Consider the following 23577-nt stretch of genomic DNA (forward strand, 5'->3'; position numbering starts at 1 on the left):
ATAACTATGAATAAATTTTTTAAACATATAAATAAGTGATGAGGGTTTCGTAAATTTGGCATCCATAAATTATTCATTTAGCAATCAAAGTATGGCTTATATTAAGCGTATAGAATCAGAATTATCGGAATTACAATACGAGATCCGTCATCATAAATTATACGATGTACTTCAAACTACCGAAGACGTAAAACTATTCATGGAGCATCATGTATATACGACTTGGGACTTTATGTCGCTATTAAAAACTTTACAATTACAGTTTGCAACTTTTAAATTGCCATGGGTACCGAATAAAAATCCTGAGATTTTTAAGTTTATAAATGAAATCGTTGCTGCAGAAGAAAGTGATGTTAACGAATTAGGACAAACCAAAAGTCATTTTGAAATGTACCTAGATTGTATGGAACAAATTGGAGCAAACACAACACTTATAACCACTTATACCGAACTTATAGAAAATAATATTCCTGTTTCCAAAGCAGCAAATTTGGTATATATTCCCGGTTTTATAAAAGATTTTATTGAGTTTACTTTTAAAATTATTGAAACTAAAAAGCCTCACCTTATGGCTGCAGTCTTTATTTTTGGAAGAGAAGATATTAATTCTGAAAAAGTCTTAAAAGTCGTTAGCAACATTGAAACTGATGAAACACCTTGCACAAAACTAACTTTCTTATTAAATAGGTACTTGTATTTAAAGCAGGACAATCATCGTAGTGTAGCTTATAAAATGCTTACAGAATTATGTGGTACAGACTTGGTGAAATGGGAAGAAGTTTTACTAGTTGCAAAACAAGCTCTAGAACACAGAATGATTCTCTGGGACAATATTTTCAACATTATAATCTCTAATAAAGAGGAATTGGTTTAATTCAAAAATTTTAGTGTATTACCCTTTCTCAGTACTTCACAATTAATTAAACTATGAATTGGATTCTACTTATAATTGCCGGTTTATTTGAAGTGGGTTTTGCCACTTGTTTAGGAAAAGCAAAATATGCTGAAGGCAATATCGCTACGTATTGGTACCTTGGATTCTTAGTATGTTTAACCTTTAGCATGGTACTTTTGGTAAAAGCGACCGAAACTTTACCCATAGGAACTGCTTATGCTGTTTGGACAGGAATTGGTGCCGTAGGAACCGTTTTAGTTGGAATATTTATATTTAAAGAACCAGTCGATTTTTGGCGTGTATTCTTTATATCGACCTTAATTCTTTCAATAATTGGGTTGAAATTTGTGTCGCATTAATCGGTTTCAAAACTATACTCAGGCACTTTACCTTTTACGCCTTTAAAGAATGCATGCATGAATTTAAAATCGGCTTCCATATTATCTGTTGGATAAAATGGTTTTGAGATCACGTTTTGTTTTTTTCCAAAATCGAACGTAATCATTACTATTGGCACATTAGCTTCTCTAGCAATATAATAAAATCCTGTTTTCCATTCTTTTACTTTTTTTCGCGTGCCTTCTGGAGCTATATTTAATCGGAACTCATCTCGTGTTTCAAATAATTTTGCAATAGTTTGAACTTTGTTTTGCCCCGGAGTTCTGTCTAAGGCTACTCCTCCAACCTTTTTGAGATACCAACCTACAACGCCTTTAAACAACTCATCTTTAGCCACAAAATTTATAGGTGTATCTTTAATTTTCCTTAAAAGTAAACCAATATAAAAATCGTGCCAACTGGTATGAGGCACAGCAATTACAAGATACTTCTTTAAATCTGCAGGAAAATCACCTATAAGTTTCCATTTCAATAGTTTAAAATATATAAACTTATATAGCGATTTCATCATAATTTACTCTTTTAGATTTACATCTGTTCGTACATACTACGTAACTTTGCTCTTGTTATGGTTTTATGCCAATTACTTCCAAGTGCATTTTCCCAAAGCGGAACTAAACCTAAGGCAACATCTATCATGATTTCAAAATCACTATCACTTAAATCTTTACAAATACCTTGTGGCAGTTCGATGTTGTGTTTGGCTTTCATCTCTTTAAAGAGTTTTACTCCTTCTGGGTAAAATTCATCTAAATGATCGAATACAATACAATTACCAACACCGTGTTTTGTTCCTAATAAATAAGATAAACCATAACTTAGCGCATGTGCAATTCCCACTTGAGAATACGCAATACTCATACCGCCATGCCAAGAAGCCATCATTAGCTTATCTTGCGCTTCTTCCGGTTTTAAATCATCACTCAAGAAAATCTCTTTACATAACTCTAAAGCTTTTTCACCATAACTTTGGCTAAATGCATTTAGATAAGTTCCAGTTAACGACTCTATACAATGAATATAACAATCCATACCTGTATAAAACCATTGTTGTGTTGGCACATCGGCAATTAATTCGGGGTCTAAGACCACTTGATCAAAGGGTGTGTAATCTGAATTAATTCCTAGTTTTTTCTCCGGGCCAGTTAAAACAGTAGTTCGAGAAACTTCAGATCCTGTACCCGAAATAGTTGGAATGCCGACATGATAAATAGCTGGATTTTTAACTAAATCCCAACCTTGATATTCACTAGTTTCACCTGTATTGGTTAACATAATAGACACCGCTTTTGCTAAATCTAACAGTGTACCGCCACCAATACCTATTATTCCTGAAGGACGGTCTTTAAATTTTAAAATGATATGTTCTACTAACGCATCAACTTGCGATGTTTTAGGTTCATCTTCTGCCGATATAAAAATGACTTCATCTTCGTATGATAATGGAATTCTAGACGTTATTTTCTCATTGCCTATAAAAACATCATCGACTAAAAATATAAATGGAGCATTTACATTTAAGCGTTTAAGAAGTAAAATTTCTTCTAATTGATTAAAACTACCACGTCCAAAAACTACATTGGACACCATTGGAAAATTTCTAAAATTCATTATAAAATGGGTAAGAATGTATATTATTTCTTATTTTAAAAACTGTAACAAATCTGTTAATCGTTGTACAGTTTTATAGGCCTTGCCGTTTGTTTCTTGTTCTGTAACCTGTTCGTGTGCCCAAGTGGTATGAAATGGGACATGTATGGCTTGTGCTTTTATATTTATTAATGGTAAAATATCTGATTTTAAGGAATTACCTACCATTAAAAACTCGGTGGGATTGATGTCTAAATGATTCAATAAATTAGAATAATTAGCTTCTTTCTTATCGCTAACAACTTCTATATGATGAAAATAATGTAACAATCCAGATTGTTTTAATTTGCGTTCCTGGTCTAATAAATCGCCTTTAGTAATCACAATTAAGCGATACGATTCCGATAGGGTTTTTAAAACAGATTCTACGCCGTCTAACAATTCTACAGGTTTATTAATCATATCTTTTCCAATGTCTAAAATTGCTTTTATCGTAGTATTAGACACGGTATTATTAGATATTTCTAAGGCCATTTCGACCATGGATAAAACAAAACCTTTTATGCCATAACCATATATAGGTAGGTTTTTAAGTTCCATTTTAAACAATTCTTGATCAATCTGGTTTATGGTTTCAAATTTAGATAATAGCTTACCAAATTCAGCTTCGGCATCTCTAAAATAGGTTTCGTTAACCCAAAGCGTATCATCGGCATCAAAACCAATAACTTTAATGTTACTGTAATCTATTTCCATAATTTCTTAGCGCGTTCTAGATCTTCTGGCGTATCAATCTCTACACCTTGCACATCTGTTTCTACCATTTTAATGCGTTTACCATACTCTAAATACCGGATACATTCAATTTTTTCTGAAGCCTCTAAAGGTTTCATTGGTAATTTATAAAAATCTAGAATGGCATCTTTTCTAAAGGCATAAACGCCTTTATGTTTAAAATATTTTACATCAACATCTTGATCTCTTGGATATGGAATTGGGCTTCTTGAGAAGTATAATGCAAAATTAAAATTATCGACAATTACTTTTACCGTATTCGGATTATTAATTTCGTCTTGTTCTGTAATATGGACCATTAATGAAGCCAAATCGATTTGCTTTTCGGCATCATCTTTAAATACTTCAATCAATTTTCGTAATGATTCTACGTCAGTAAACGGCTCGTCTCCTTGTACATTAACCACGATATCAATATCTAAAGACTCCACAGCTTCTGCAATTCTATCACTTCCGCATTCGTGTTCTTTAATACTCATTATGGCTTTTCCGCCATTATTTAAAATCTCTTTATAAATAATATCGCTATCGGTAACCACAATTACATCATCAAACAACTTCGTAGCCACAGTAGCTTCGTAAGTACGCAGAATCACTGTTTTCCCGCCTAAATCTTGCATTAATTTTCCTGGAAATCGAGATGCGCTATAACGCGCAGGAATCATTGAAATTATTTTCATATAATAAAACTAAATCTAAAATCAAAAATAGGACTTTTATAGTAGAATTTAGGTGTACTAGATACTAAAATTTTTAGGACTTATTAGATTTAAGAGCTGTTCCATTATCAACTTAACAATTAGAATTAAGTCTTTTAAAATAAGTTTGGTTTTTAGATCGTTCAGTTTTAAATACCAAACAAAAAAATAAGTAAAGCCTGAAACTAAACTAGTTTTAAGGTTATAAATCACCAATCAGGATAGTCGCTATTATGCTGAAATATATAATTTACGGATTACACTTTTAAAAGCTAATTAAGACGCTGAATATTTTCTTTTATTGTTTAGTTCTTCTACTTCTTGAATTTGTTTTTTGGTAAGCACTTTTAAAAATGAAGGATGTTGTTCTATTGAATATTCAATTTTCTCAACAATATCATCAATAGTATCATTTTTATAATCGATATCTAAAGGCGCTTTAATCTCTATAGATTGAAGAATATTTTTTTTCTTGATACGTAATCCTTTTTTATCAAAAGAACGCCTAAAACCATCTATAACTACAGGAATTACAATTGGCTCGTATCTTTTTATAATGTGAGCTGTACCTTTTCTAATAGGCTTAAAAGGTGTTGTAGTCCCTTGTGGAAATGTAATTACCCAACCATCTTTTAAAGCTTTAGCTATACTAGAAATATCACTCATTTTAACTTGCCTATTCACATCCTTACCTTCTGCTCTCCAAGTACGTTCTATACTAATCGACCCTGCATAAGCAAAAATTTTAGGCAATAAACCAGATTTCATAGTTTCTTTAGCAGCCACATAATACAAGTTAAGTTTTGGGTTCCAGATATAACCGATATTCTTAATAGAATCGTCTCGTCCGCTAAGACTCGCATTAAACACATGAAACATCGCTACAACATCGGCAAAATATGTTTGATGATTAGATATGAAAAGTACGTTCTGATTTGGAAGGTTTCTAATAATTTCTGAACCCTCGATATGAAGCTCATTAAATCCTCTAAATCGTCTATGGGTTATAATACCTAAGTATCTAATAATCCATTTTTTGAATAAAAGTATATGTCCGAAAGGATTTCGTTTGAACAATCCCATGATGTTTGATTTTTTTTATAATTAAACAAATGTAGGAAAAAGTCAAGGATAACGCACTTCTTTTAAAATGTCTTTTATTTCGCTCAACATCATTGCTGTTGCCCCCCAAACTACATGGCCTTGTAAAACAAACGCTGGGACATCAATTTTTGTGGTGTAAGACGTTGTTACTGTTTTAATAACCACATTTTTTTCACTTAAAAATTCCGACAACGGAACTTCAATTATAGCATCTACTTCGGCATCTTGTTTTAAGAAGTTTGGTGTTTTTTTAGTAATTCCAATAAATGGTTGTACTATAAAATGGCTTGGCGGAATATAAATGTCGGTGGTTTTTCGCCACACTTCTATGTTTTGTTCTGGCACACCAACCTCTTCAAAGGTTTCTCGAATAGCTGCTGTTTTAAGAGAATCGTCTTCAGGCTCTAGCTTTCCTCCAGGAAATCCAATTTGAGCAGAATGCACACCTTTATATGTGTTTCTAAGAATTAATACCAGCATCGTTTCATGTGTTGTATTTGGGTAAAATAAAGACATAACTGCTGCTTTTCTAGCGGTTTTCATCTTTATTTTACTATCATCTACAAGTTCTTTACGAAAAGGAGGAGACATTTTAAACTGAGATGCTTCGGCTGGAAGCGGTATATTTTCTATTTTTGATCTTAGCTTTATAAAATCATCAAAATTCATTTATGAGATTCTTAGTATATTGTTGTTTATTTTTTCTTCTATTTAATTGTGAAGATACACATTCTAAAAAAAATAATGCAGGAAAACCTACAATTGTAACTCCTGTAAAAAAACCTATAAAGACAGATACAATTTCGGAGATTACCGAAGAAAAACGCGATTTCCCTGTTCTAACAGACGATAATGCTATGGAATTTTTTCTTCAGTATGAAAAGAAAAACAAAGAGAATAAGGTTAGAATTACCACTAATTATGGGATTATAGACATTCTCCTTTTTAACGAAACCAAATTCCACAGAGCCAACTTTATTTATTTAACAAAACAAGAGTATTTTACAAATACGCAATTTTATCGCGTTGTAGAAAACTTTATTATACAAGGCGGAAGTAGCGACGATGTAGAAATTTCAAAACGCAGAACTAAAATAGGAAGATATCTTTTACCTACAGATTCGAAACGTGGTTTTAAACACGACAGAGGTGTAATTTCTATGCCGAGTAGCGATATCGATAATCCATATAAATTAGCATCTCCTTTTGAGTTTTTTATTGTACAGGCAGAACATGGCGCACATCATTTAAACGGTGATTACACCATCTTTGGAAAAGTAATTAATGGGATGGATGTGGTTGATAAAATATCGGAAGTTGAAACCGACAATAGAGAATGGCCTATTCAAAATATATATATTGAGAAGGTTGAAATTATTAACTAGCTTCGTTTCTATATAAATTTGGGAGACTAATTTTAAAACGCACAGCCAATAACCGAATTACAATTATTATTAAACCTGATATTAAAAAAGTAAAATTACCCTCTATTGGTAATTTTCGTAATAGAAAAAACGACAATCCTCCCATTATACAGGCTGTAGCATAAATTTCTTTTCTAAAAATCACTGGAATCTCATTACATAAAATATCACGCATTACACCTCCAAAACACGCAGTCATAGTACCTAGAGCAATACAAACTATTGGGTGTAAACCTTCATTTAATCCTTTTTCTATACCAACAAGTGTATATAAACCAATTCCGATGGTATCGAATAAAAACAAAGATGTTCTTAAATAATCAATTTTACGTTTCAGGATAACAGCAATAACAGTTGAAGCTATAATCACATATACATAGGTCATGTTTTCCATCCAAGAAACAGGAGTATGGCCAATAAGCACATCTCGCAATGTACCACCTCCTACTGCCGTAACGAAGGCAATAATTAAAATTCCAAAAGCATCCATACGTTTACTTAACGCAACTAAAACTCCAGAAATAGCGAACGATATGGTACCTAAAATATCAAGAATATAAAACATACAAAACCAATTAAATTAAAGCCTTTATAATCAAGGTGTCAAATGTTATAATTAAATAGTGATTTACAAAATCTAAAGCATAAAAAACCCTTTAAAAAAATGTTTTAAAGGGTTTTAAAATATTTTAAAATGAATTACACAGTAGTTTCTCCCAACCATGCTTTCATCATCCAAATTGTTTTTTCTTGTTCGGTAATAAAATCACTCATCATAGAGTTTGTACCTTCATCACCAGCAGCATCAGATTTATCTAAAATATCTCTTTCAATTTTTAATAAAATAGAAAGGGAATTTACAATAAGTTCAACAGCTTTATCGTCTGCAGATACATTTTTACCTACTGGTACTTCAGCTAGTTTAACATAATCATTAAACGTATGTAAAGGTGTTTCTCCTAAAGTTAATATACGCTCTGCAACGGCATCAACTTTTAAGTTTGCATCTGTATACAATTCTTCGAACTTAACGTGTAATTCAAAAAACTGCTTTCCTTTAATATTCCAATGGATACCTCTTAAATTTTGATAGTACGTCTGAAAGTTTGCTAATAAACCATTTAAATCTGTTGCTAAATCTTTAGTTTTTTTAGAATCTAATCCTAATATATTAAGTCCCATAATTTATGTTTTTTGTTGATACAAATTTAGTCTATAATTAACATAATTTATAATCAGTTTTATTGATTGATTTTATAGTTTTATAGTCTAAACCTATACCATGACGATTACACAATTAATTTACGTTTTGGCTGTTGCCGAAAATCAAAATTTCACTAAGGCTGCAGAAAAATGTTTTGTAACTCAACCTACACTAAGTATGCAAATTCAAAAGTTAGAAGATGAGCTAGATGTCTTAATTTTTGATCGTGGTAAGAAACCAATTGAATTGACAGAAGTTGGTAGAAAGATTGTGAATCAGGCAAAAAACATTGTTAACGAATCGTACAGAATTAAAGATATTGTAGACCAACAAAAAGGGTTTATTGGTGGCGAATTTAAATTAGGAATTATTCCAACCGTAATGCCGACCTTATTACCAATGTTTTTAAATGCCTTTATTAAGAAGCATCCAAAAGTTAAGCTTATTATTGAAGAATTAACTACTGAAGAAATTATTTCTCGATTAAACGAAGGTCATTTAGATGCCGCCATTGCTGCAACACCTTTAGAATCTGAGAATATAAAGGAACGTGTATTATATTTTGAACCCTTTGTCGCTTACGTTCCTCAAAACCACAGATTGCATAATACTACTCATATTACACCAAGCGATCTTGATATTGATGATATGCTTTTATTAGAAGACGGACACTGTTTTAGAAATGGTATTTTAAACATTTGTAAAACGTTTAAACAACATACCGATGATAATTTCCAATTAGAAAGCGGTAGTATTGAAACGTTAATTAAACTCTCTAACGAAGGTTTAGGGATGACTTTACTTCCCTATTTACATACTTTAGATTTGAATGAAAATGCTCAAAAAAATCTAAAATACTTTAACGAGCCCTCACCTGCCAGAGAAGTGAGTTTAATTTATCATAAAAGTGAATTAAAAATACAAATTATAGAAGCCCTACAAACTATAATCTCTGGTGTAATTCGCGGAGCAATAGCTTTTCAGAATGTAAAAATTGTGAGTCCATTATCGAAAAAAAAATAATTTAGATTCTGTATTAAATTTAAAAATCAGACTTGTACCAAATACATGTTTTTTTTAAAACCAACTACACTCGAAACAACGCATAGAGGTATTGTACTGGTAATATTTTAACCTTAGTTAAAAAACCAAAAATCTGTATTTTAGATTTGCTATTTCTCGGGAATGGCAGTTTCATTGCAAAACTCTTAGGAATTCTTTTCAATTAAAGTAAAAAAAAAAGCAACTATTTCTAGTTGCTTTTAAAATTATGCTTTTAAATAAATCAAACATTTATTTAAATCTGGGTTTTGTAATACTATAGATTCGATAAAAATCTTAAGCTCTTCAATTTCGTAAGGTAATAAACGTTGAAGGGCTTTTTGTACTTCTTTACAAAACAACGTAGTATCAAAACTAACTTTATCCAGTATCGTTTTAGTATACTCGAACATTGCTCTAGCCATATGTATTTAATTTAGGTTTAGTGATTTTTTTTTAAATAAGTAGAAGTGTTCTATAGGCAACTATAACGTTTTAAATTCATCTTAAAAATAAAGATTATAATCTTAATATTTTCTTAAAACTAAAATAAAATTGTTAAAACCTGTTGTCTCCATTCAATAAATCTCCTAATCCTCCTAGTACACTACCTTCCCCTTTATTATTATTCCCTTTTGGTAAGGCTGCAAGAACACGACCTGCTAACCTACTAAATGGTAAAGATTGTACATATACAGTTCCAGGACCTGTTAGTGTTGCAAAAAACAAACCTTCGCCTCCAAAAACGGTATTTTTAATGCCACCAATAAATTCAATATCGTAATCAATATCTTTTGTAAAACCAACAATACATCCGGTATCTACTCGTAGTTTCTCTCCGGATTTTAAATGCTTGGTCGCCAATGTTCCTCCTGCATGAACAAAAGCCATACCATCACCCTCTAATTTTTGCATGATAAAACCTTCACCACCAAACAATCCGCGTCCTAAACGTTTAGAAAATTCTATGCCTACACTTACACCCTTCGCGGCACATAAAAAAGCATCCTTTTGGCATATAATTTTCCCATCAAATTTAGTAAGATCTACAGCAAGTATTTTACCTGGATATGGAGATGCAAAAGACACAGAACGTTTATTTGGCTGTGTATTATAAAAAACGGTCATAAATAGACTTTCTCCTGTAAGTAAACGCTTTCCTGCTCCGAAAATAGAATCTAAAAGTCCTTCATTTTGTTTTGATCCATCTCCAAATATGGTTTCCATTTTAATACCTTCATGCATCATCATAAAACTACCAGCTTCGGCAACAACACCTTCATTTTGGTCGAGTTCTATTTCTACATATTGCATCTCTTCACCATAAATATGATAATCTATTTCATGTGCTCTCATAATATCTCATTTTTTAGGGTTATACTATATATGTAGTTTAATTAATTATTATGTTACAATAAACATCTAATTTTAAAATAAACAAATACCTAAACTTTATGATAATCACATCTAATTGTTAAGATTTCACGGCGCTCAACTTGTTTAATACAGGCTCTTAATTGTTGAGTTGTCTTTAAACTTGTACTTCACTCCTACATTTAGATAAAAACTGTTTGAGGCATCAAAATCGTAAACCGTATTGTTGCTATAATCTTGAATCTTTAGACTGTTATACATAGAATACCCTCCGTTAACACTCGCTTCGAAATTCTGTAAAAAATTATAGTTATACCCCAAACCAAGTAAGTAACTCGTTTGTCTTAACGTACCATAATAATCTTCTTTATAAATCTCTACACCGTCATTAATATTTCCCGTAAACCCAGTAAGTGTTGCAAACCCCTCAAAATTGTGATGATCTGATAAAGACCATTTAACACGAGCATCTGGAAAACCTATTTTATAAGCCCAAGCATCGTCTAATCTTTTAGTATATGCAAATACAGGAATTGGATAATACAGTCCATATTGTATATCGTAGGCTGCTCCTAGTGTCCAAATAGCATTATTGGTCTCGTCATACTTTTCGAAAGTTGCTCTTGCATTAAAAAAAAGATCTTCAGAACTTATGTCGTTCTGCCCGAAGTTTGACGAAACCTGAGATTCTCCCATTACATTTATAGACCAAGTATCGCTTAAACGGCGTTGGTAAGCCAATTTAAAACTAAACGTGTTAAAATCTTCGATCTCATCTGTTTCAAAAGGCACATCACTATCCACGTAAATAAAATTCGTGTTTTGAAATTTTCCGCCAACAGTTAATTTCTCTTTACTTGTATTTATTAAAAGAATATTTATTCCTGCCTCTAGTTTAGTAATATCGGTTACATCTGTACCTGGAAACATTTCTCCTTTTAAATATACGCCGTCTACTTCTTGAGCATATGTCATTTTAGCCCCTATAACGAGCAATAGAATTAATATCTTTTTCATAATAAATTACTTAAATTTTAAGAGCGATTCAATCCGTTCTACGGACAAAACTCAATAAAATTTAAAGTAAAATAAAAACTATTAGACAAGAATAAGTAGTCTCTAGAACAACTCAGGGATTTAGTCGACCAAATATAATGGGCTTGTATAAATCTGGCACTCATTATAAGGAAAGCTAAGATTCACCATATTATCTAATCTAGAGAAACAAACAATTTCACCCCTTTACTTTAACGGTCCATTCAAAATTAAAAGTAGAAACTTCTACACCTTCCGCATTAGTGCCAACCGATTTTAGCCATACGGTTTGCCCCTCTCCTGTTGCGATAGCTGTAGCAATAGTTTCTTTTACTTTATCTCCTTCATCACATACAAACGTAATACGACCTGTTGCTTTTTTTGAAAAACTAGCTGTATTACTCAAGACTAACATGGATATTTTTTTACCACTTTTACTGATTTCAGAAATCATTAAAGCACCAGTAGTAAGTTCTGCCGCCATACCTTGCACGGCCCAAAACATCGATTTAAATGGGTTTTGATTTATCCACCTATGTTTTACTGTCACGATGCATTTTTCGTTGTCTATATGTTTTGAACGCACTCCACATATAAAGGCAGCGGGTAACTTCAGCATTAAATAGCTATTCAGTTTTGAAGGAGTTAATGTCATAATACAAATTAGTTTCAGTAAAAATATCGAAAAATATCGAGAATACATTTGTTAATTTTATGTTAAAATACACTACTATGTTTTGCATAATACCTTTTTTTAAACATATATTTGCATAGACAACTATTATATACTTTTTAAACATGAAGAAAATCGGTTTCATTTTTACATTATTGGGTTTTATTTCTATACTGAATTGTACTAATGCAAAAGACAAATTGTCGTTTATTTATAATCTAGAACAAAGCATAGCAAGTGAATACAACACAGACCAAATAGAAATAAAAGTGAATGAAGATGAAGGCAATATAGACATGCTAATTATAATAACCGATCCTAAATTCAATAATTATAGTGAGAAACAAAAGCATAATATGGCTAAAATAATTGGAGAGTTTGCTTTAAAATCTGAAAAAGAAACATCAAAAACAAAGACTGGAGAATTACTATTTAAAAACGAAACCAATATGCTTCTATACAAAACAACAGACTCCGAACATTACAAAATGTATTAATCCACCACCCATTAAATTAAAAACTATGCTCGACACCCACCAAAAAAATATCGCTACTTTTATTCATCTCTCTACCTTTTCTAGATTCATTTTTCCATTAGGAAATTTTATTGCACCCGTAGTATTATGGATTGCCAACAAAGACAAATCTGAGTTTATAGATAATCACGGGAAGGAAGCTATCAATTTTCAGATTAGTATTTTATTATACACTGTTGTTCTGGGCATGATAACCGTACCTTTTTTTCTATTCAATATATTTAGTGGATTCGATATTATCGATTTTAATATGTTCGATAGCATTCATATAAATATAGGTAAACCTTCTCCCCTATTATATTTAGGAGGTGCTTTAGGCGGACTGGCAATTATTGGGTTTATAGTGGAGTTAGCCTTAATAGTAAGAGCCAGTTTAAAAGCCAAAGACGGCGAAGCGTATCATTATCCATGTACAATACATTTCATCAAATAATCAACCATCAATCAAATCAAAAAAATGAACAGTTTAAATCTAAAATGCATTAAAACATGACTCAAATAATTTTAATACCATTTAGTCAAACAAAGTGTCTTACATACACTTTTAAATACATAAACAGATGAAAATAGAAAACACAAAAGCTCAAATGCGCAAGGGTGTTTTAGAATACTGCATCTTATCTGTATTAAAAGATGACGACGCTTATGTAGCAGAAATTCTACAAACCTTAAAAGACGCCAAGATGCTAGTGGTAGAAGGCACCATATATCCGTTGCTAACGCGTCTAAAAAACGCAGGACTTCTTAATTACCGTTGGGAAGAATCGACCTCGGGACCACCACGTAAATATTACGGTTTAACCGAAACCGGAAAATTATTTCTAAGTGAATTAAACACCACTTGGAGTGAATTACAAAACGCAGTAAACCTAGTAACCAGCCAAAAAAATAACAGCAATGAATAAGACCGTCAACATAAATTTAGCAGGTACATTTTTCCACATAGATGAAGATGCTTACCAAAAATTACAACGCTATCTTGAGGCTATTAAACGTTCATTTACCGACTCTCAAGGCCGTTCTGAAATCATTGCTGATATTGAAGCACGTATAGCAGAATTGTTTAGCGAACGTGTTAAGCACGACAAGCAAGTAATAAGCTCGAAAGAAGTAGACGATGTTATTTCTATAATGGGGCAGCCAGAAGATTATCTTGTAGACGATGAGATTTTTGAAGACGAACCTTTTACTCAGTCAAGTTCTAAGGCGAACAAAAAACTCTACAGAGATACGAGCAACTCATACATTGGAGGTGTAGCTTCTGGAATTTCCCACTATTTAGGTATAGATGCCATCTGGGTTCGCTTAATTTGGGTTTTATTGTCATTCGGATCTGGAGGAACTTTTATTTTGATTTATATTCTATTCTGGATTTTAGTTCCAGAAGCACTAACAACTGCAGAAAAACTAACCATGACAGGAGAACCTGTTAATATTAGCAACATCGAAAAAAAAATTAAAAAAGGATTTGAAGACGTTTCAGACACCGTAAAAAATGTAGATTACGAGAAATACGGCAGTAAAGTAAAGTCGTCTTCTAAGTCATTTTTTGATGCAATTGGAGACATTATTATGTTTTTTCTAAGGCTATTCGCTAAGTTTATAGGTGTTATTTTAGTCGTTATTGGGGCTGTTACTATTTTCGGATTACTCATTAGCTTGATATCTTTAGGAACATCTTCATTATTTCAACCTTGGTGGATGGATTATCCAGATGCTCTAAACACAACAGGTTTACCTATTTGGTTGGGCTCAATATTGCTGTTTTTCGCTATAGGGATTCCGTTCTTTTTTGTACTCTATTTAGGATTGAAAATTCTAATTGATAATCTGAAGTCTATTGGTAAAGTGGCAAAATTCACGCTTTTAGGTATTTGGTTAATTTCTTTAATTGCAGCCTTTACCGTTGGAGCTAAACTAACATCAGATCACGCTTTAGAATCTATTGTGACTAAGAAGGAATCTTTAGTTTACAATACTGCCGATACCTTGCGTATTAAAATGGTAATGAATTCTAAATACGACCGTCGTATTCGAAGAAGTTATGATTTTAAAATTGCTTATAATGATAATGACCAAAAAATAATTGTAGCCCGAGATATTAAATTAGTCGTTCGATCTTCTAAAGACAGTGTGGCTTCGATTCATATTGAAAAGGAGTCTAAAGGAGCTAATTACTTGGATGCAAAAAAATACGCTGAAAAGATTACTTATGGATACAGCATAGAAAATAATGAATTGTTATTAGACAGTTATTTACTAACAGATTACGAGAACAAATATAGAGATCAAAATGTTCAGATTATATTATACCTTCCAGAAGGTACATATGTAAATCTTAATAGAAATATGCGCTCATTTTTACATTATGAAAGTTCTCCAGATAATATTATAAGTTATGATAATTCTAACCACACGCTTAAAATATTAGATGACTCTATTGAATGCTTGAATTGTTATGACATTGAAGAAGGTGATGACGAAGATGATGATTTCATCGACTTAAATATTAATAATGATAACGGCTCTGTAAAAATTAACAGTGAAGGCATTAAAATTAAAAATGATAACGTCGATATTCAAATAGGAAGTGATGGTGTTAAGGCAAAAAGTAGCGAAGTCAATGTAAATATTAATGAAGACGGCATCAATATTACATCAGACAAGGACAATCAAAATTAATTTCATCAATCAATCAATCAATCAATCAATCAATCAATCAATCAATCAATATGGAAACCTTAATCACATTTATTACCACACTAATACTTGATATTTTGTGTTAGAGTCAGATTAAAAAAAGAAACCCGAGTATAAAATTATACTCGGGTTTTTAAATAGTGTTCTTTTTTGATTAAGCCTCTACTTCAACCTCTTTAGAGGCTAAATAACGTTCTGCATCTAAGGCTGCCATACATCCTGTACCAGCAGCTGTAATTGCTTGTCTGTACACATGATCTGCAGCATCTCCAGATACAAATACACCTTCGATATTTGTTTTAGAAGACCCCGGTTTATTAATAATATAACCCGTTTCGTCTAAGTCTAAAAAGCCTTTAAAAATATCTGTATTTGGTTTATGGCCAATAGCTACGAAAAATCCTGTTGCAGGTACTTCTTTAAGTTCGTTAGTTTTGTTGTTTTTAATTAAAACTCCAGTAACCACTTGTCCATCTCCCAAAACTTCTTCCGTTTCAGAGTTGAATAAAATCTCTATATTTTCAGTTTTCTTAACTCTGTTAGTCATAATTTTAGATGCTCTAAATTCATCACGTCTTACTAACATGGTTACTTTTTTACATAATTTAGATAAATAATGCGCTTCTTCGCAAGCAGAATCTCCAGCACCAACAATAACAACTTCTTGATTTCTGTAAAAGAATCCATCACAAACAGCACAAGCAGATACTCCACCTCCTAGTAAAAGGTATTTTTGCTCTGAAGGTATACCTAAATATTTGGCAGTAGCTCCAGTAGAAATAATAACAGTTTCTGCGTGAATTTCTTGAGTTTCATTAACCCAAACTTTATGCACATCTCCTGAAAAATCAACTTTAGCTACCCAACCATCACGAATATCTGAACCAAAACGTTTTGCTTGTTCTTGTAACTGAATCATCATATCTGGACCTGTAATACCGTCTGGGTACCCAGGAAAATTTTCTACTTCATTTGTTGTGGTTAATTGACCACCAGGTTGCATTCCTTGGTATAATACTGGAAACATATTAGCTCTAGCCGCATAAATAGCTGCAGTATATCCCGCAGGACCAGAACCCACTATAAGGCACTTTACTTTCTCAATAGTATCAGACATAATTTCTTATCTTTTAATTACAACAAAAGTAGAATTTTTGAGACAATCCTTACCGTTTAAGTTATTAAAAGTTATTATCAACTTATAGAAACAATTGATAGTCTTACTATTATTTAAAATCCAAGCATAAAAAAGAGCTTCATATACGAAACCCATAATTATAATTCTAAAAACATCAACTCAAAAGTGAGCATATTACAGACCTTAAAATCAATTAATTAAAACAAAAAACCTAATAGGAAAAGAATAATCTTTTACTTATTAGGTGTAATATTTTAATAATGAAATAGTAATCTTAAGCTTTCAATTAACTGAAAACCTTACTTAAACATTTTTTTAATAAACATTAAAGACCCTACCTTACCTATATAATTAAGAACTGTTTGTATCCAATTTAAAGGATTTAAATCTTCTTTAACATCTTCTTTTAAACCTTTCATTTCTTCCCAAGCAATTTGGCGTTCTAAATCCAAACGTTTAAGTTCCAGTTTAATCTCTTCGAAATTTTTAAATTCTTTCTTCATAAATTAATCAAAAAAGTTTTCAGACATAACTTCTATAAATTTCTGATCTATACGATGTCTTAATAAATAAATAAAAAGGGCTATTAATAAAAACAAGCCACCAACAATTAAGGCACCTAGCGCAAAATTATCGAGCCAATACCCAATTGCTATTGCTCCAGAAATTGCTAAAAATAAAAAAGCAATAAATAAAATAGATCCAATCAACAGCATCTTACCAAAAAGGCTCATCGCCCCTGTTAGCTGTTGAAATATTTTTAATTTTAAATATTGGTGAGAAGTCTCTATATACCTCTCACCAACATCTTTTGCTTTATTTGAAGTCTCATTTAAAGATTCAAAAACATTCATATATTATGATTTTTGAAATTTCTTATTATGCTCTTTTAGATTAGCTAATTTTTTTTCAAGACTTGAAATAACATCATCTGCTTTATGGCTAGCATCTGTCACTATAGACTCTAATTGTTCGTCTAAAGTACCTCTTTTACCTTCCATTGCATGGCTTACTTTTTCTTTCAAATCATGTGCACTAGCACTTACTTTATCTTTCAAATCGTGAGCACTATTATTCATCTTATCTGCTGCAGCCGAAGCTTCTTTTGACAGACGTTTTCTTGTTTTACTACCTTCATCTGGGGCATAAAGAATTCCAATTAATGCTCCTATTGCTGTTCCAGCTAAAAGACCTAAAACGGCGTTTCCACTTTTACTCATAACTTTATGTTTTAAATGATTAATTATACATTTCCGGTTTCTATTAAACCATTATCAAATTTACATAATATTAAGACACAAATCGTATAATAAACCACAATTTTAAGTTAAACACTATAAATTTTTTACTTAATCTAAAAAGAAACAAAACACCTTAAAACCAATACTTTACATTAAAATTTATTATTAAATCTCGTAGATACATTCTATTAAACATATTGATTGAATCGCTTTTGTTTTTAACGCAAAAAAGCAATAATTTTATAAAGACAACATCTTGATACACCAAATTACAATAAAAAACGACTAACTGCTTTTCCTAAATTAATTAATGCTCATTTTGGCTATTTCAACCTAAATAGGTGAATTAATAAGAGTAAATTGCACGCTATAAAATTATAAAAAATCATATACAAAATCAGCTGTATTTTATCAATAATATAATGACACAACAACTAATTAAAACCATTGCCGAATCTTTTCAAACCAATTTTAAAACAACGCCTATATTAGTATTCTCTCCTGGCCGAATTAACCTAATAGGTGAACATACCGATTATAATGAAGGTTTTGTTTTTCCTGCTGCTATAGATAAAGGTATTGTTGCGGCTGTACAAAAATCTGAGACAGATACATGTACAGCTTTTGCTTTCGACATGAATGAATCTTACACCTTTAGTTTAAACGATATTATACCTATACCAAACGGTGGCTGGAGAAATTATGTGATTGGTGTTGTTTCTGAAATTCAGAAAAAAGGAATTACAGTCGCTCCTTTCAACATTGCTTTTGGGGGTAATATTCCTGAAGGCGCTGGTTTATCATCATCAGCGGCATTAGAAAATAGTGTAGTTTTCTGCTTAAATGAATTGTTTACATTAGGATTAACAAAATCTGAAATGATCTTAATTTCACAACAAGCAGAACATAATTTTGCAGGAGTACGTTGCGGAATTATGGATCAGTACGCGAGTATGTTTGGCATAAAAGACCACGCTTTACTTCTAGATTGTAGATCGCAAGTGGCTAGACCTATTCGTATTGAACTTAACGACTATCAATTATTATTAATAAATACAAACGTAAAGCACAATCTATCTGAAGCTGCTTATAACGATAGAAGACTTGTTTGTGAAAACATCTGTAAATTATTTAATATACCATCTTTAAGATACGCTAATGCAGGCGATATATTAAAAGTAAGACGCCGAGTTAAAGAAGAAGATTACCAAAAAGCGCTTTATGTTGTTCAAGAAAATTCTCGTGTTTTAAAAGCTGTTGAAGCTCTAAAATCAAATGACTTAGAACGTTTAGGAGAGCTGTTCTTTGAGTCTCATAATGGATTAAGACATCAATTTTATGTAAGTTGTCGTGAATTAGATTTCCTTGTAGACCTCGCCAAAGAAAACGACAACATTATTGGCGCACGTATGATGGGCGGTGGCTTTGGTGGCTGTACAATTAATATTGTAAAAAAATCTGCATTGGCAGATATTCAAGACCGTATTTCAAAACTATACAAAGAAAAATTCAACACAGATTGCTCATTTTATAATGTCAATTTATCCGAAGGCACACATTTAGTAACTCTATAATTATATTACTTTATTTTAGACATAAAAAGCCTTGCACTACTGCAAGGCTTTTATTTATTTGGAGCTTAATATAAAAGACTAGGCAACAATTTGCATGGCATCTTCCACTCTTAAACTAAGTGCTTTTAATCTGTTTAATTCGGTTTCTAAACCTGCATAAATTGAATTTTTAGAAACTTCAAAATAATCTTTAGTTTGGTCTAACAGCTCTTCGTAATACTTTACACCTCCTTTTAAATTCTCAATAAATGTCAGGAAATATTTTTCTTCTCTTTTATTTGAAATTATAGGAGAGTCATTAAACTTGTCTGTAATATAATCCACGTAAATCGACAATTCTTTTACAAAAAGATTAGGACGATTAGGTGAAACTATATTTTTTATTTCACCATAAATATGAGATGTCATTTCTTTTAAACTCATTATTCTTGAGAAATACGCCATGTTTGGTCCAGGACAAATGGATACTCCTGTACCTTCAACTTTTGTGTCTAAATTATATTTTAATAATGTAGATGTGCTTAAGCCTACGCATACACAAGACTTTACTGTTATCTTATCTAGTGCTTTTTTATAACCAAGCTCATCTAATCCTTGCTCGTCTAATTGCTTAATTTTTAAATGCTGATATTGTCTTGAAGCAGTACATAATCCCTCTTCAGAAAACTCTTTATTTAAAGCCACATACATTTTAGGACACGCACTTCCCGGTCTGTTTTTTTCAATATTTCTATATTTCTCATCGTCTTTAGTATTTCCTCTCATACTATTAAAAGGAATTCCTAAAGGAGAAATATCGCTTAAATACAGATCCTCTTCTTTAGCTTTTATCAACTTTTGTAGTGTTGCGTCGTCTACAGAAGTCGCTTCGGGAACCAATAAAAATGGTGTACCCCAACCTATTGAGTCTAAATTATATTTACTTAGCAAAAATTCATGTTCTTCTGATGTTCCAACCCCACCTTGAGCTGTAATTTTTACAGGCAATGCTATTTCAGGAACGTCGTATGCTTTAGCTTCTAATGCTTTTGTTAGTAATTCATGAAGCTCGTTTGTTAGGACCTGTTTGTTAACTGTAAATTCGTTTAAGATTGGCCCTAGTAATAATCCATTAGTTGCAAAGGCATGTCCACCACAATTTAATCCAGATTCAATTCTAAATTCGGAAACCCAAATTCCTTTTTTGGCTAAGATTTTACCTTGAATTAATGCAGATCTATAATCGCTTACTTTAAGAATCACTTTCTTTTTAATGTAACCTGTAGCATCTGGATAGAAATCTTTAAAATTTTCGATATAACTGAATAAATGCGGATTCATACCTGCCGATAAAATTAAAGACGAGCTTAAGTTAGAATTGGCATACCCTCTTAATGCCGAGTGGGCATCGTTATACTCTACAGGTAATTTTTCTTTATCCTTAAAATTGTCCTTATCAACTTTAGTCATGATATTAACATCTATACTTCCTTTTACTAAGTTCTCTGAAAAGAATTTCTTTGCTTTATCTAAATTGAACGTTCCCGAAATAGCATTTACAAACTGAGATTTTATCTCTGAAGTACTAGGTAATAAATTCAAATAATTTTTAAGTTCTTCTGTGTACGATTTGTTAACTTCTTTTAGCTGATTAAATTTTTCTTCAGTCACGTCGTGAATCATATTTAAATATGATGTTATACGTTTTGCTCTAAAATCTGGTTGCGAATTATCTATTTCATTATAAGGTAACTCAAACATATTGCAGTACATTTTACGAAGCTTTTCAAGTAAAATATCATCTACTAAAGATATAGCCGAATCAATTCCTAAATGAGACACTTTTAGTGGTGTATCAACAGTAAACCCGATTCCCATTACAGGTATATGAAAGGAATGTAATTTTTTCATTTTATTTGTTTTTGGTTATTCTTTTTCTTGACAAAAAGATTTACAAAAATCAGATATTTAAGACACATAAATTATGATAATTATCATGTTTTAAGGTTCTTATAACACAACCAACAGTGTATTCATCTAATAAGTAACAGCTGTTTTGAAAACAAAATGATGTGTAAATTAGCAACCAATTCTCCTATCTTCTAATTCCACAACTCTCCTAAATAGTATAGTAACTGATTTAAAATAATTTAAGTTAAACTGTTTTAAACAAAAAAAAGACCACCTTTTCGGCAGTCTTTAAATACATTTTATTAGATCTAAATTTAGATTTTATAAGCAAAACCGGCACCAACTGCAGATAAATTTAAATCATCTCCGCTAATACCTTTGTAGTACCCATAAATATCAAAAGTTCCGTTAGTCCAACCAAATTTACCTTGATAGTATACACCACCATTATAATCGTTGTCTAAGTTAAAAGCAGGTTCTAAATCGCCAGTATCCACACCAAAAGCATAACCTAAGTCTGCTGTAAGAAATAAATTATTGTATTCACCTCTAGCAGATCCAGCAACAGTTGCGAAAGAAAAGTCGTCTATTCCAATATTTGGTAAATTATCTATTTCAATATCATCTCCCGAAAATGTTGTATAACTACCTGCTGCACCAATTGCTAAATTTTCTCTAACTTGAAATAAATAAGATAAATCTGCTCCATAATTAAAGTTTGAAACATCATTAGCATCACCTAATGGAACTCCACCATGAATACCAACTCTAAAACCTTCTTGAGCAGATGCACTTAAGGTAATTCCAAAAATTGCAACACAAACTATTAATAATTTTTTCATGATTATATTTGTTTTAAATTATAATCAAATGTAGAAATTCCATAATAATCACTTTTTAAAAAAGCAGGCTCCAAAATTCAAAAACAGCAAGGAAATTGATAAATATTTACAAAAAATTCAAGGTCTTAATAATTATAAAAAATAAAAATCTCTAGAAATTGTTAATTCTCTAGAGACTACGAAAAAGACTACATTTATGAAAATTTTAACGACTAGTCCTACAGTACACTTGTCTTGAATTTCAACAAATTGTTTTAGATAAGTTTGAATTAATGAGATGTAAATGCATCCATAATTTCAGTCACTTTAAGCGCTTCTTCTGCCGAACATGGATTTTCTCCTTGGCCTAAAAAATAATCAACAACAGCCGATATCATTGGTTGTTGTACGTGTTTTGGATTATTAAAATTGAAACTATACGCTTCTCCATTTTTATAATATTTTACGACTTCACCAAAGAAAGAAAAGACTATTCTACCCTCGGTTCCATAAATAATACATTCATCTTTTTGATCTGCTTCAGCGCTATTAAAAGACCAAACTCCACGACATTGAATGCCGTTTTTAAATTGAATAATACCGTTTACAATAGTATCGGCTTCTTGATTATTTTTACTCCTTGAAAATCCTATTGCCGATGTATAATCTCCGAAATAGGTATACATTAAATCCAACTGATGTGGTGCTAAATCGTGAAACAACCCACCTCCAGACACTTTAGGATCGAGTCGCCAAGGCACATCTGATTTCGCTATAAGATTCGATTTTCTAGATTGTAATATTTGAATATCGGCAAACAGAACCTCCCCTATTTTATTCTCACATAATAGCTCCTTAACTTTTAAAAAAGCTGGTAGATGACGTCTGTAATGCGCAACCGTTAATTTTGTTTTAGATCTCTTTAAAGCTACCACAATTTGTTTGGCTTCAGTTGTATTTAACGCCATAGGTTTTTCTAAATACACATGCTTTCCTGCATTAATGGCATCTAATGTATATTGTAAATGAGATGCCGGTGGCGTAGCAATGTACACCGCATTTATATCTGGATCTTCCAGAATTTGAGCTGCATTATCGTACCAATATTTAACATTATGTCGCTTGGCAAAATCTTCAGCTTTAGCTAGATTTCTTCTCATCACGGCCTTTAGTTCCGAATGTTCAATTCTAGAAAAAGCGGGTCCACTTTTAACTTCAGCGACATCGCCACAACCAATAATACCCCAAACAATTTTATTCATGCTTAACTCTTTTATAATCCTACTTTTGTATTTCAATTCAAATTTAATGATTTCAAATCAAACCCCATTTCGATTCGAAAAGCGACAGGCTATTGAATTCTAAATAAGTGGAGTTTATACTTAATGGTTATTCTAATAACCAAAAAAAAGCTTGAGGCGAACCTCAAGCTTTTATATACTTAC

The 23577-nt window shown here is 31.7% G+C and carries 28 protein-coding genes; 9 read left to right on the forward strand and 19 right to left on the reverse strand.

Features of this window, described 5'->3' with window-relative positions; all coding sequences use genetic code 11:
• Positions 1-91 precede the first annotated feature (91 nt).
• A complete protein-coding gene (locus R6X41_RS05315) occupies positions 92-874 on the forward strand; it encodes a DUF3050 domain-containing protein (RefSeq protein WP_318498137.1) in 783 nt (260 codons plus the stop codon).
• 53 nt (positions 875-927) lie between these two features.
• Entirely contained in the window at positions 928-1254 is a 327-nt protein-coding gene (locus R6X41_RS05320) for a DMT family transporter (protein WP_318498139.1), read from the forward strand.
• Here R6X41_RS05320 and R6X41_RS05325 read toward each other — a convergent pair.
• The 6 genes from R6X41_RS05325 to R6X41_RS05350 form a co-directional block, all read right to left on the reverse strand.
• Positions 1251-1802: a 1-acyl-sn-glycerol-3-phosphate acyltransferase gene (locus R6X41_RS05325; RefSeq protein ID WP_318498262.1), complete on the reverse strand. Its 552-nt coding sequence runs from the start codon at positions 1800-1802 to the stop codon at positions 1251-1253. The genes R6X41_RS05320 and R6X41_RS05325 overlap by 4 nt on opposite strands.
• A 20-nt stretch (positions 1803-1822) precedes the next feature.
• Positions 1823-2905: an iron-containing alcohol dehydrogenase family protein gene (locus R6X41_RS05330; protein ID WP_318498141.1), complete on the reverse strand. Its 1083-nt coding sequence runs from the start codon at positions 2903-2905 to the stop codon at positions 1823-1825.
• 30 nt (positions 2906-2935) lie between these two features.
• Positions 2936-3640, reverse strand: coding sequence for an HAD family hydrolase (locus R6X41_RS05335; protein WP_318498143.1), 705 nt, complete (start codon positions 3638-3640; stop codon positions 2936-2938).
• Positions 3631-4359, reverse strand: coding sequence for a 3-deoxy-manno-octulosonate cytidylyltransferase (kdsB, locus tag R6X41_RS05340; RefSeq protein WP_318498145.1), 729 nt, complete (start codon positions 4357-4359; stop codon positions 3631-3633). The genes R6X41_RS05335 and kdsB overlap by 10 nt, the downstream gene beginning before the upstream one ends.
• Positions 4360-4653: 294 nt before the next feature.
• Positions 4654-5460: a lysophospholipid acyltransferase family protein gene (locus tag R6X41_RS05345; protein WP_318498147.1), complete on the reverse strand. Its 807-nt coding sequence runs from the start codon at positions 5458-5460 to the stop codon at positions 4654-4656.
• Positions 5461-5502: 42 nt separating this feature from the next.
• Positions 5503-6150, reverse strand: coding sequence for an NUDIX hydrolase (locus tag R6X41_RS05350; RefSeq protein ID WP_318498149.1), 648 nt, complete (start codon positions 6148-6150; stop codon positions 5503-5505).
• Between the two features lie 2 nt (positions 6151-6152).
• On the opposite strand from R6X41_RS05350, the gene R6X41_RS05355 reads away from it, so the two are divergent.
• Positions 6153-6866, forward strand: a complete 714-nt coding sequence (locus tag R6X41_RS05355) for a peptidylprolyl isomerase (protein WP_318498150.1) — start codon at positions 6153-6155, stop codon at positions 6864-6866.
• On the opposite strand, the gene R6X41_RS05360 is transcribed toward R6X41_RS05355, so the two are convergent.
• Both R6X41_RS05360 and R6X41_RS05365 read right to left on the reverse strand, forming a co-directional pair.
• Positions 6859-7470: a trimeric intracellular cation channel family protein gene (locus R6X41_RS05360; RefSeq protein ID WP_318498151.1), complete on the reverse strand. Its 612-nt coding sequence runs from the start codon at positions 7468-7470 to the stop codon at positions 6859-6861. The genes R6X41_RS05355 and R6X41_RS05360 overlap by 8 nt on opposite strands.
• A gap of 134 nt (positions 7471-7604) precedes the next feature.
• A complete protein-coding gene (locus R6X41_RS05365) occupies positions 7605-8087 on the reverse strand; it encodes a Dps family protein (protein WP_318498153.1) in 483 nt (160 codons plus the stop codon).
• Positions 8088-8187: 100 nt separating this feature from the next.
• On the opposite strand from R6X41_RS05365, the gene R6X41_RS05370 reads away from it, so the two are divergent.
• Positions 8188-9132 carry a LysR substrate-binding domain-containing protein gene (locus R6X41_RS05370; RefSeq protein ID WP_318498155.1) on the forward strand — a complete coding sequence of 315 codons (945 nt, stop codon included), beginning with the start codon at positions 8188-8190 and terminating at the stop codon, positions 9130-9132.
• A 245-nt stretch (positions 9133-9377) separates the two neighbouring features.
• Here R6X41_RS05370 and R6X41_RS05375 read toward each other — a convergent pair whose 3' ends face one another.
• From R6X41_RS05375 to R6X41_RS05390, 4 genes are all read right to left on the reverse strand, one after another.
• Complete coding sequence (locus R6X41_RS05375) at positions 9378-9575, reverse strand: hypothetical protein (protein WP_318498156.1); 198 nt, start codon at positions 9573-9575, stop codon at positions 9378-9380.
• 133 nt (positions 9576-9708) lie between these two features.
• Positions 9709-10506: a TIGR00266 family protein gene (locus R6X41_RS05380; protein ID WP_318498157.1), complete on the reverse strand. Its 798-nt coding sequence runs from the start codon at positions 10504-10506 to the stop codon at positions 9709-9711.
• A gap of 144 nt (positions 10507-10650) precedes the next feature.
• Entirely contained in the window at positions 10651-11541 is an 891-nt protein-coding gene (locus R6X41_RS05385; protein ID WP_318498158.1) for a DUF6268 family outer membrane beta-barrel protein, read from the reverse strand.
• A gap of 217 nt (positions 11542-11758) precedes the next feature.
• Positions 11759-12214 (reverse strand): DUF4442 domain-containing protein, encoded by a 456-nt coding sequence (locus tag R6X41_RS05390; RefSeq protein WP_318498160.1) that lies wholly within the window; start codon positions 12212-12214, stop codon positions 11759-11761.
• 143 nt (positions 12215-12357) lie between these two features.
• Here R6X41_RS05390 and R6X41_RS05395 point away from each other — a divergent pair, with 143 nt between their 5' ends.
• The 4 genes from R6X41_RS05395 (at position 12358) to R6X41_RS05410 (ending at position 15450) form a co-directional block, all read left to right on the forward strand.
• The gene (locus tag R6X41_RS05395; protein WP_318498162.1) at positions 12358-12729 is read left to right on the forward strand and encodes a hypothetical protein; all 372 of its coding nucleotides are present in this window, start codon (positions 12358-12360) and stop codon (positions 12727-12729) included.
• Between the two features lie 25 nt (positions 12730-12754).
• Complete coding sequence (locus R6X41_RS05400) at positions 12755-13201, forward strand: DUF4870 domain-containing protein (RefSeq protein ID WP_318498164.1); 447 nt, start codon at positions 12755-12757, stop codon at positions 13199-13201.
• A 127-nt stretch (positions 13202-13328) separates the two neighbouring features.
• Positions 13329-13673 (forward strand): PadR family transcriptional regulator, encoded by a 345-nt coding sequence (locus R6X41_RS05405; RefSeq protein ID WP_318498166.1) that lies wholly within the window; start codon positions 13329-13331, stop codon positions 13671-13673.
• Positions 13666-15450: a PspC domain-containing protein gene (locus tag R6X41_RS05410; protein WP_318498168.1), complete on the forward strand. Its 1785-nt coding sequence runs from the start codon at positions 13666-13668 to the stop codon at positions 15448-15450. The genes R6X41_RS05405 and R6X41_RS05410 overlap by 8 nt, the downstream gene beginning before the upstream one ends.
• A 172-nt stretch (positions 15451-15622) precedes the next feature.
• Here R6X41_RS05410 and trxB read toward each other — a convergent pair whose 3' ends face one another.
• The 4 genes from trxB to R6X41_RS05430 all read right to left on the reverse strand — a co-directional run bounded on the left by trxB (position 15623) and on the right by R6X41_RS05430 (position 17826).
• A complete protein-coding gene (gene trxB / locus R6X41_RS05415; protein ID WP_318498170.1) occupies positions 15623-16585 on the reverse strand; it encodes a thioredoxin-disulfide reductase in 963 nt (320 codons plus the stop codon).
• A gap of 320 nt (positions 16586-16905) precedes the next feature.
• The gene (locus R6X41_RS05420; protein ID WP_318498172.1) at positions 16906-17109 is read right to left on the reverse strand and encodes a hypothetical protein; all 204 of its coding nucleotides are present in this window, start codon (positions 17107-17109) and stop codon (positions 16906-16908) included.
• 3 nt (positions 17110-17112) lie between these two features.
• Positions 17113-17460, reverse strand: coding sequence for a hypothetical protein (locus R6X41_RS05425; protein WP_318498173.1), 348 nt, complete (start codon positions 17458-17460; stop codon positions 17113-17115).
• Between the two features lie 3 nt (positions 17461-17463).
• Positions 17464-17826, reverse strand: coding sequence for a YtxH domain-containing protein (locus R6X41_RS05430; RefSeq protein WP_318498175.1), 363 nt, complete (start codon positions 17824-17826; stop codon positions 17464-17466).
• 443 nt (positions 17827-18269) lie between these two features.
• On the opposite strand from R6X41_RS05430, the gene galK reads away from it, so the two are divergent.
• On the forward strand, positions 18270-19421 hold the full coding sequence (gene galK / locus R6X41_RS05435) for a galactokinase (RefSeq protein ID WP_318498177.1): 1152 nt from the start codon (positions 18270-18272) through the stop codon (positions 19419-19421).
• A 78-nt stretch (positions 19422-19499) separates the two neighbouring features.
• On the opposite strand, the gene R6X41_RS05440 is transcribed toward galK, so the two are convergent.
• From R6X41_RS05440 to R6X41_RS05450, 3 genes are all read right to left on the reverse strand, one after another.
• Complete coding sequence (locus tag R6X41_RS05440) at positions 19500-21311, reverse strand: hypothetical protein (protein WP_318498179.1); 1812 nt, start codon at positions 21309-21311, stop codon at positions 19500-19502.
• Between the two features lie 314 nt (positions 21312-21625).
• Positions 21626-22153: a hypothetical protein gene (locus R6X41_RS05445; RefSeq protein WP_318498181.1), complete on the reverse strand. Its 528-nt coding sequence runs from the start codon at positions 22151-22153 to the stop codon at positions 21626-21628.
• Positions 22154-22422: 269 nt separating this feature from the next.
• Positions 22423-23394: a Gfo/Idh/MocA family protein gene (locus R6X41_RS05450; RefSeq protein ID WP_318498183.1), complete on the reverse strand. Its 972-nt coding sequence runs from the start codon at positions 23392-23394 to the stop codon at positions 22423-22425.
• Positions 23395-23577 lie beyond the last annotated feature (183 nt).

It is taken from the genome of Formosa sejongensis (assembly GCF_033447105.1).
Taxonomy (GTDB): domain Bacteria; phylum Bacteroidota; class Bacteroidia; order Flavobacteriales; family Flavobacteriaceae; genus Formosa.

Bases quoted from the DNA above. Each gene is read 5' to 3' on its own strand.
- R6X41_RS05315 (WP_318498137.1), top strand. From the start codon at position 92: ATGGCTTATATTAAGCGTATAGAATCAGAATTATCGGAATTACAATAC.
- R6X41_RS05320 (WP_318498139.1), top strand. From the start codon at position 928: ATGAATTGGATTCTACTTATAATTGCCGGTTTATTTGAAGTGGGTTTT.
- R6X41_RS05325 (WP_318498262.1), bottom strand. From the start codon at position 1,802: ATGAAATCGCTATATAAGTTTATATATTTTAAACTATTGAAATGGAAA.
- R6X41_RS05330 (WP_318498141.1), bottom strand. From the start codon at position 2,905: ATGAATTTTAGAAATTTTCCAATGGTGTCCAATGTAGTTTTTGGACGT.
- R6X41_RS05335 (WP_318498143.1), bottom strand. From the start codon at position 3,640: ATGGAAATAGATTACAGTAACATTAAAGTTATTGGTTTTGATGCCGAT.
- kdsB (WP_318498145.1), bottom strand. From the start codon at position 4,359: ATGAAAATAATTTCAATGATTCCTGCGCGTTATAGCGCATCTCGATTT.
- R6X41_RS05345 (WP_318498147.1), bottom strand. From the start codon at position 5,460: ATGGGATTGTTCAAACGAAATCCTTTCGGACATATACTTTTATTCAAA.
- R6X41_RS05350 (WP_318498149.1), bottom strand. From the start codon at position 6,150: ATGAATTTTGATGATTTTATAAAGCTAAGATCAAAAATAGAAAATATA.
- R6X41_RS05355 (WP_318498150.1), top strand. From the start codon at position 6,153: ATGAGATTCTTAGTATATTGTTGTTTATTTTTTCTTCTATTTAATTGT.
- R6X41_RS05360 (WP_318498151.1), bottom strand. From the start codon at position 7,470: ATGTTTTATATTCTTGATATTTTAGGTACCATATCGTTCGCTATTTCT.
- R6X41_RS05365 (WP_318498153.1), bottom strand. From the start codon at position 8,087: ATGGGACTTAATATATTAGGATTAGATTCTAAAAAAACTAAAGATTTA.
- R6X41_RS05370 (WP_318498155.1), top strand. From the start codon at position 8,188: ATGACGATTACACAATTAATTTACGTTTTGGCTGTTGCCGAAAATCAA.
- R6X41_RS05375 (WP_318498156.1), bottom strand. From the start codon at position 9,575: ATGGCTAGAGCAATGTTCGAGTATACTAAAACGATACTGGATAAAGTT.
- R6X41_RS05380 (WP_318498157.1), bottom strand. From the start codon at position 10,506: ATGAGAGCACATGAAATAGATTATCATATTTATGGTGAAGAGATGCAA.
- R6X41_RS05385 (WP_318498158.1), bottom strand. From the start codon at position 11,541: ATGAAAAAGATATTAATTCTATTGCTCGTTATAGGGGCTAAAATGACA.
- R6X41_RS05390 (WP_318498160.1), bottom strand. From the start codon at position 12,214: ATGACATTAACTCCTTCAAAACTGAATAGCTATTTAATGCTGAAGTTA.
- R6X41_RS05395 (WP_318498162.1), top strand. From the start codon at position 12,358: ATGAAGAAAATCGGTTTCATTTTTACATTATTGGGTTTTATTTCTATA.
- R6X41_RS05400 (WP_318498164.1), top strand. From the start codon at position 12,755: ATGCTCGACACCCACCAAAAAAATATCGCTACTTTTATTCATCTCTCT.
- R6X41_RS05405 (WP_318498166.1), top strand. From the start codon at position 13,329: ATGAAAATAGAAAACACAAAAGCTCAAATGCGCAAGGGTGTTTTAGAA.
- R6X41_RS05410 (WP_318498168.1), top strand. From the start codon at position 13,666: ATGAATAAGACCGTCAACATAAATTTAGCAGGTACATTTTTCCACATA.
- trxB (WP_318498170.1), bottom strand. From the start codon at position 16,585: ATGTCTGATACTATTGAGAAAGTAAAGTGCCTTATAGTGGGTTCTGGT.
- R6X41_RS05420 (WP_318498172.1), bottom strand. From the start codon at position 17,109: ATGAAGAAAGAATTTAAAAATTTCGAAGAGATTAAACTGGAACTTAAA.
- R6X41_RS05425 (WP_318498173.1), bottom strand. From the start codon at position 17,460: ATGAATGTTTTTGAATCTTTAAATGAGACTTCAAATAAAGCAAAAGAT.
- R6X41_RS05430 (WP_318498175.1), bottom strand. From the start codon at position 17,826: ATGAGTAAAAGTGGAAACGCCGTTTTAGGTCTTTTAGCTGGAACAGCA.
- galK (WP_318498177.1), top strand. From the start codon at position 18,270: ATGACACAACAACTAATTAAAACCATTGCCGAATCTTTTCAAACCAAT.
- R6X41_RS05440 (WP_318498179.1), bottom strand. From the start codon at position 21,311: ATGAAAAAATTACATTCCTTTCATATACCTGTAATGGGAATCGGGTTT.
- R6X41_RS05445 (WP_318498181.1), bottom strand. From the start codon at position 22,153: ATGAAAAAATTATTAATAGTTTGTGTTGCAATTTTTGGAATTACCTTA.
- R6X41_RS05450 (WP_318498183.1), bottom strand. From the start codon at position 23,394: ATGAATAAAATTGTTTGGGGTATTATTGGTTGTGGCGATGTCGCTGAA.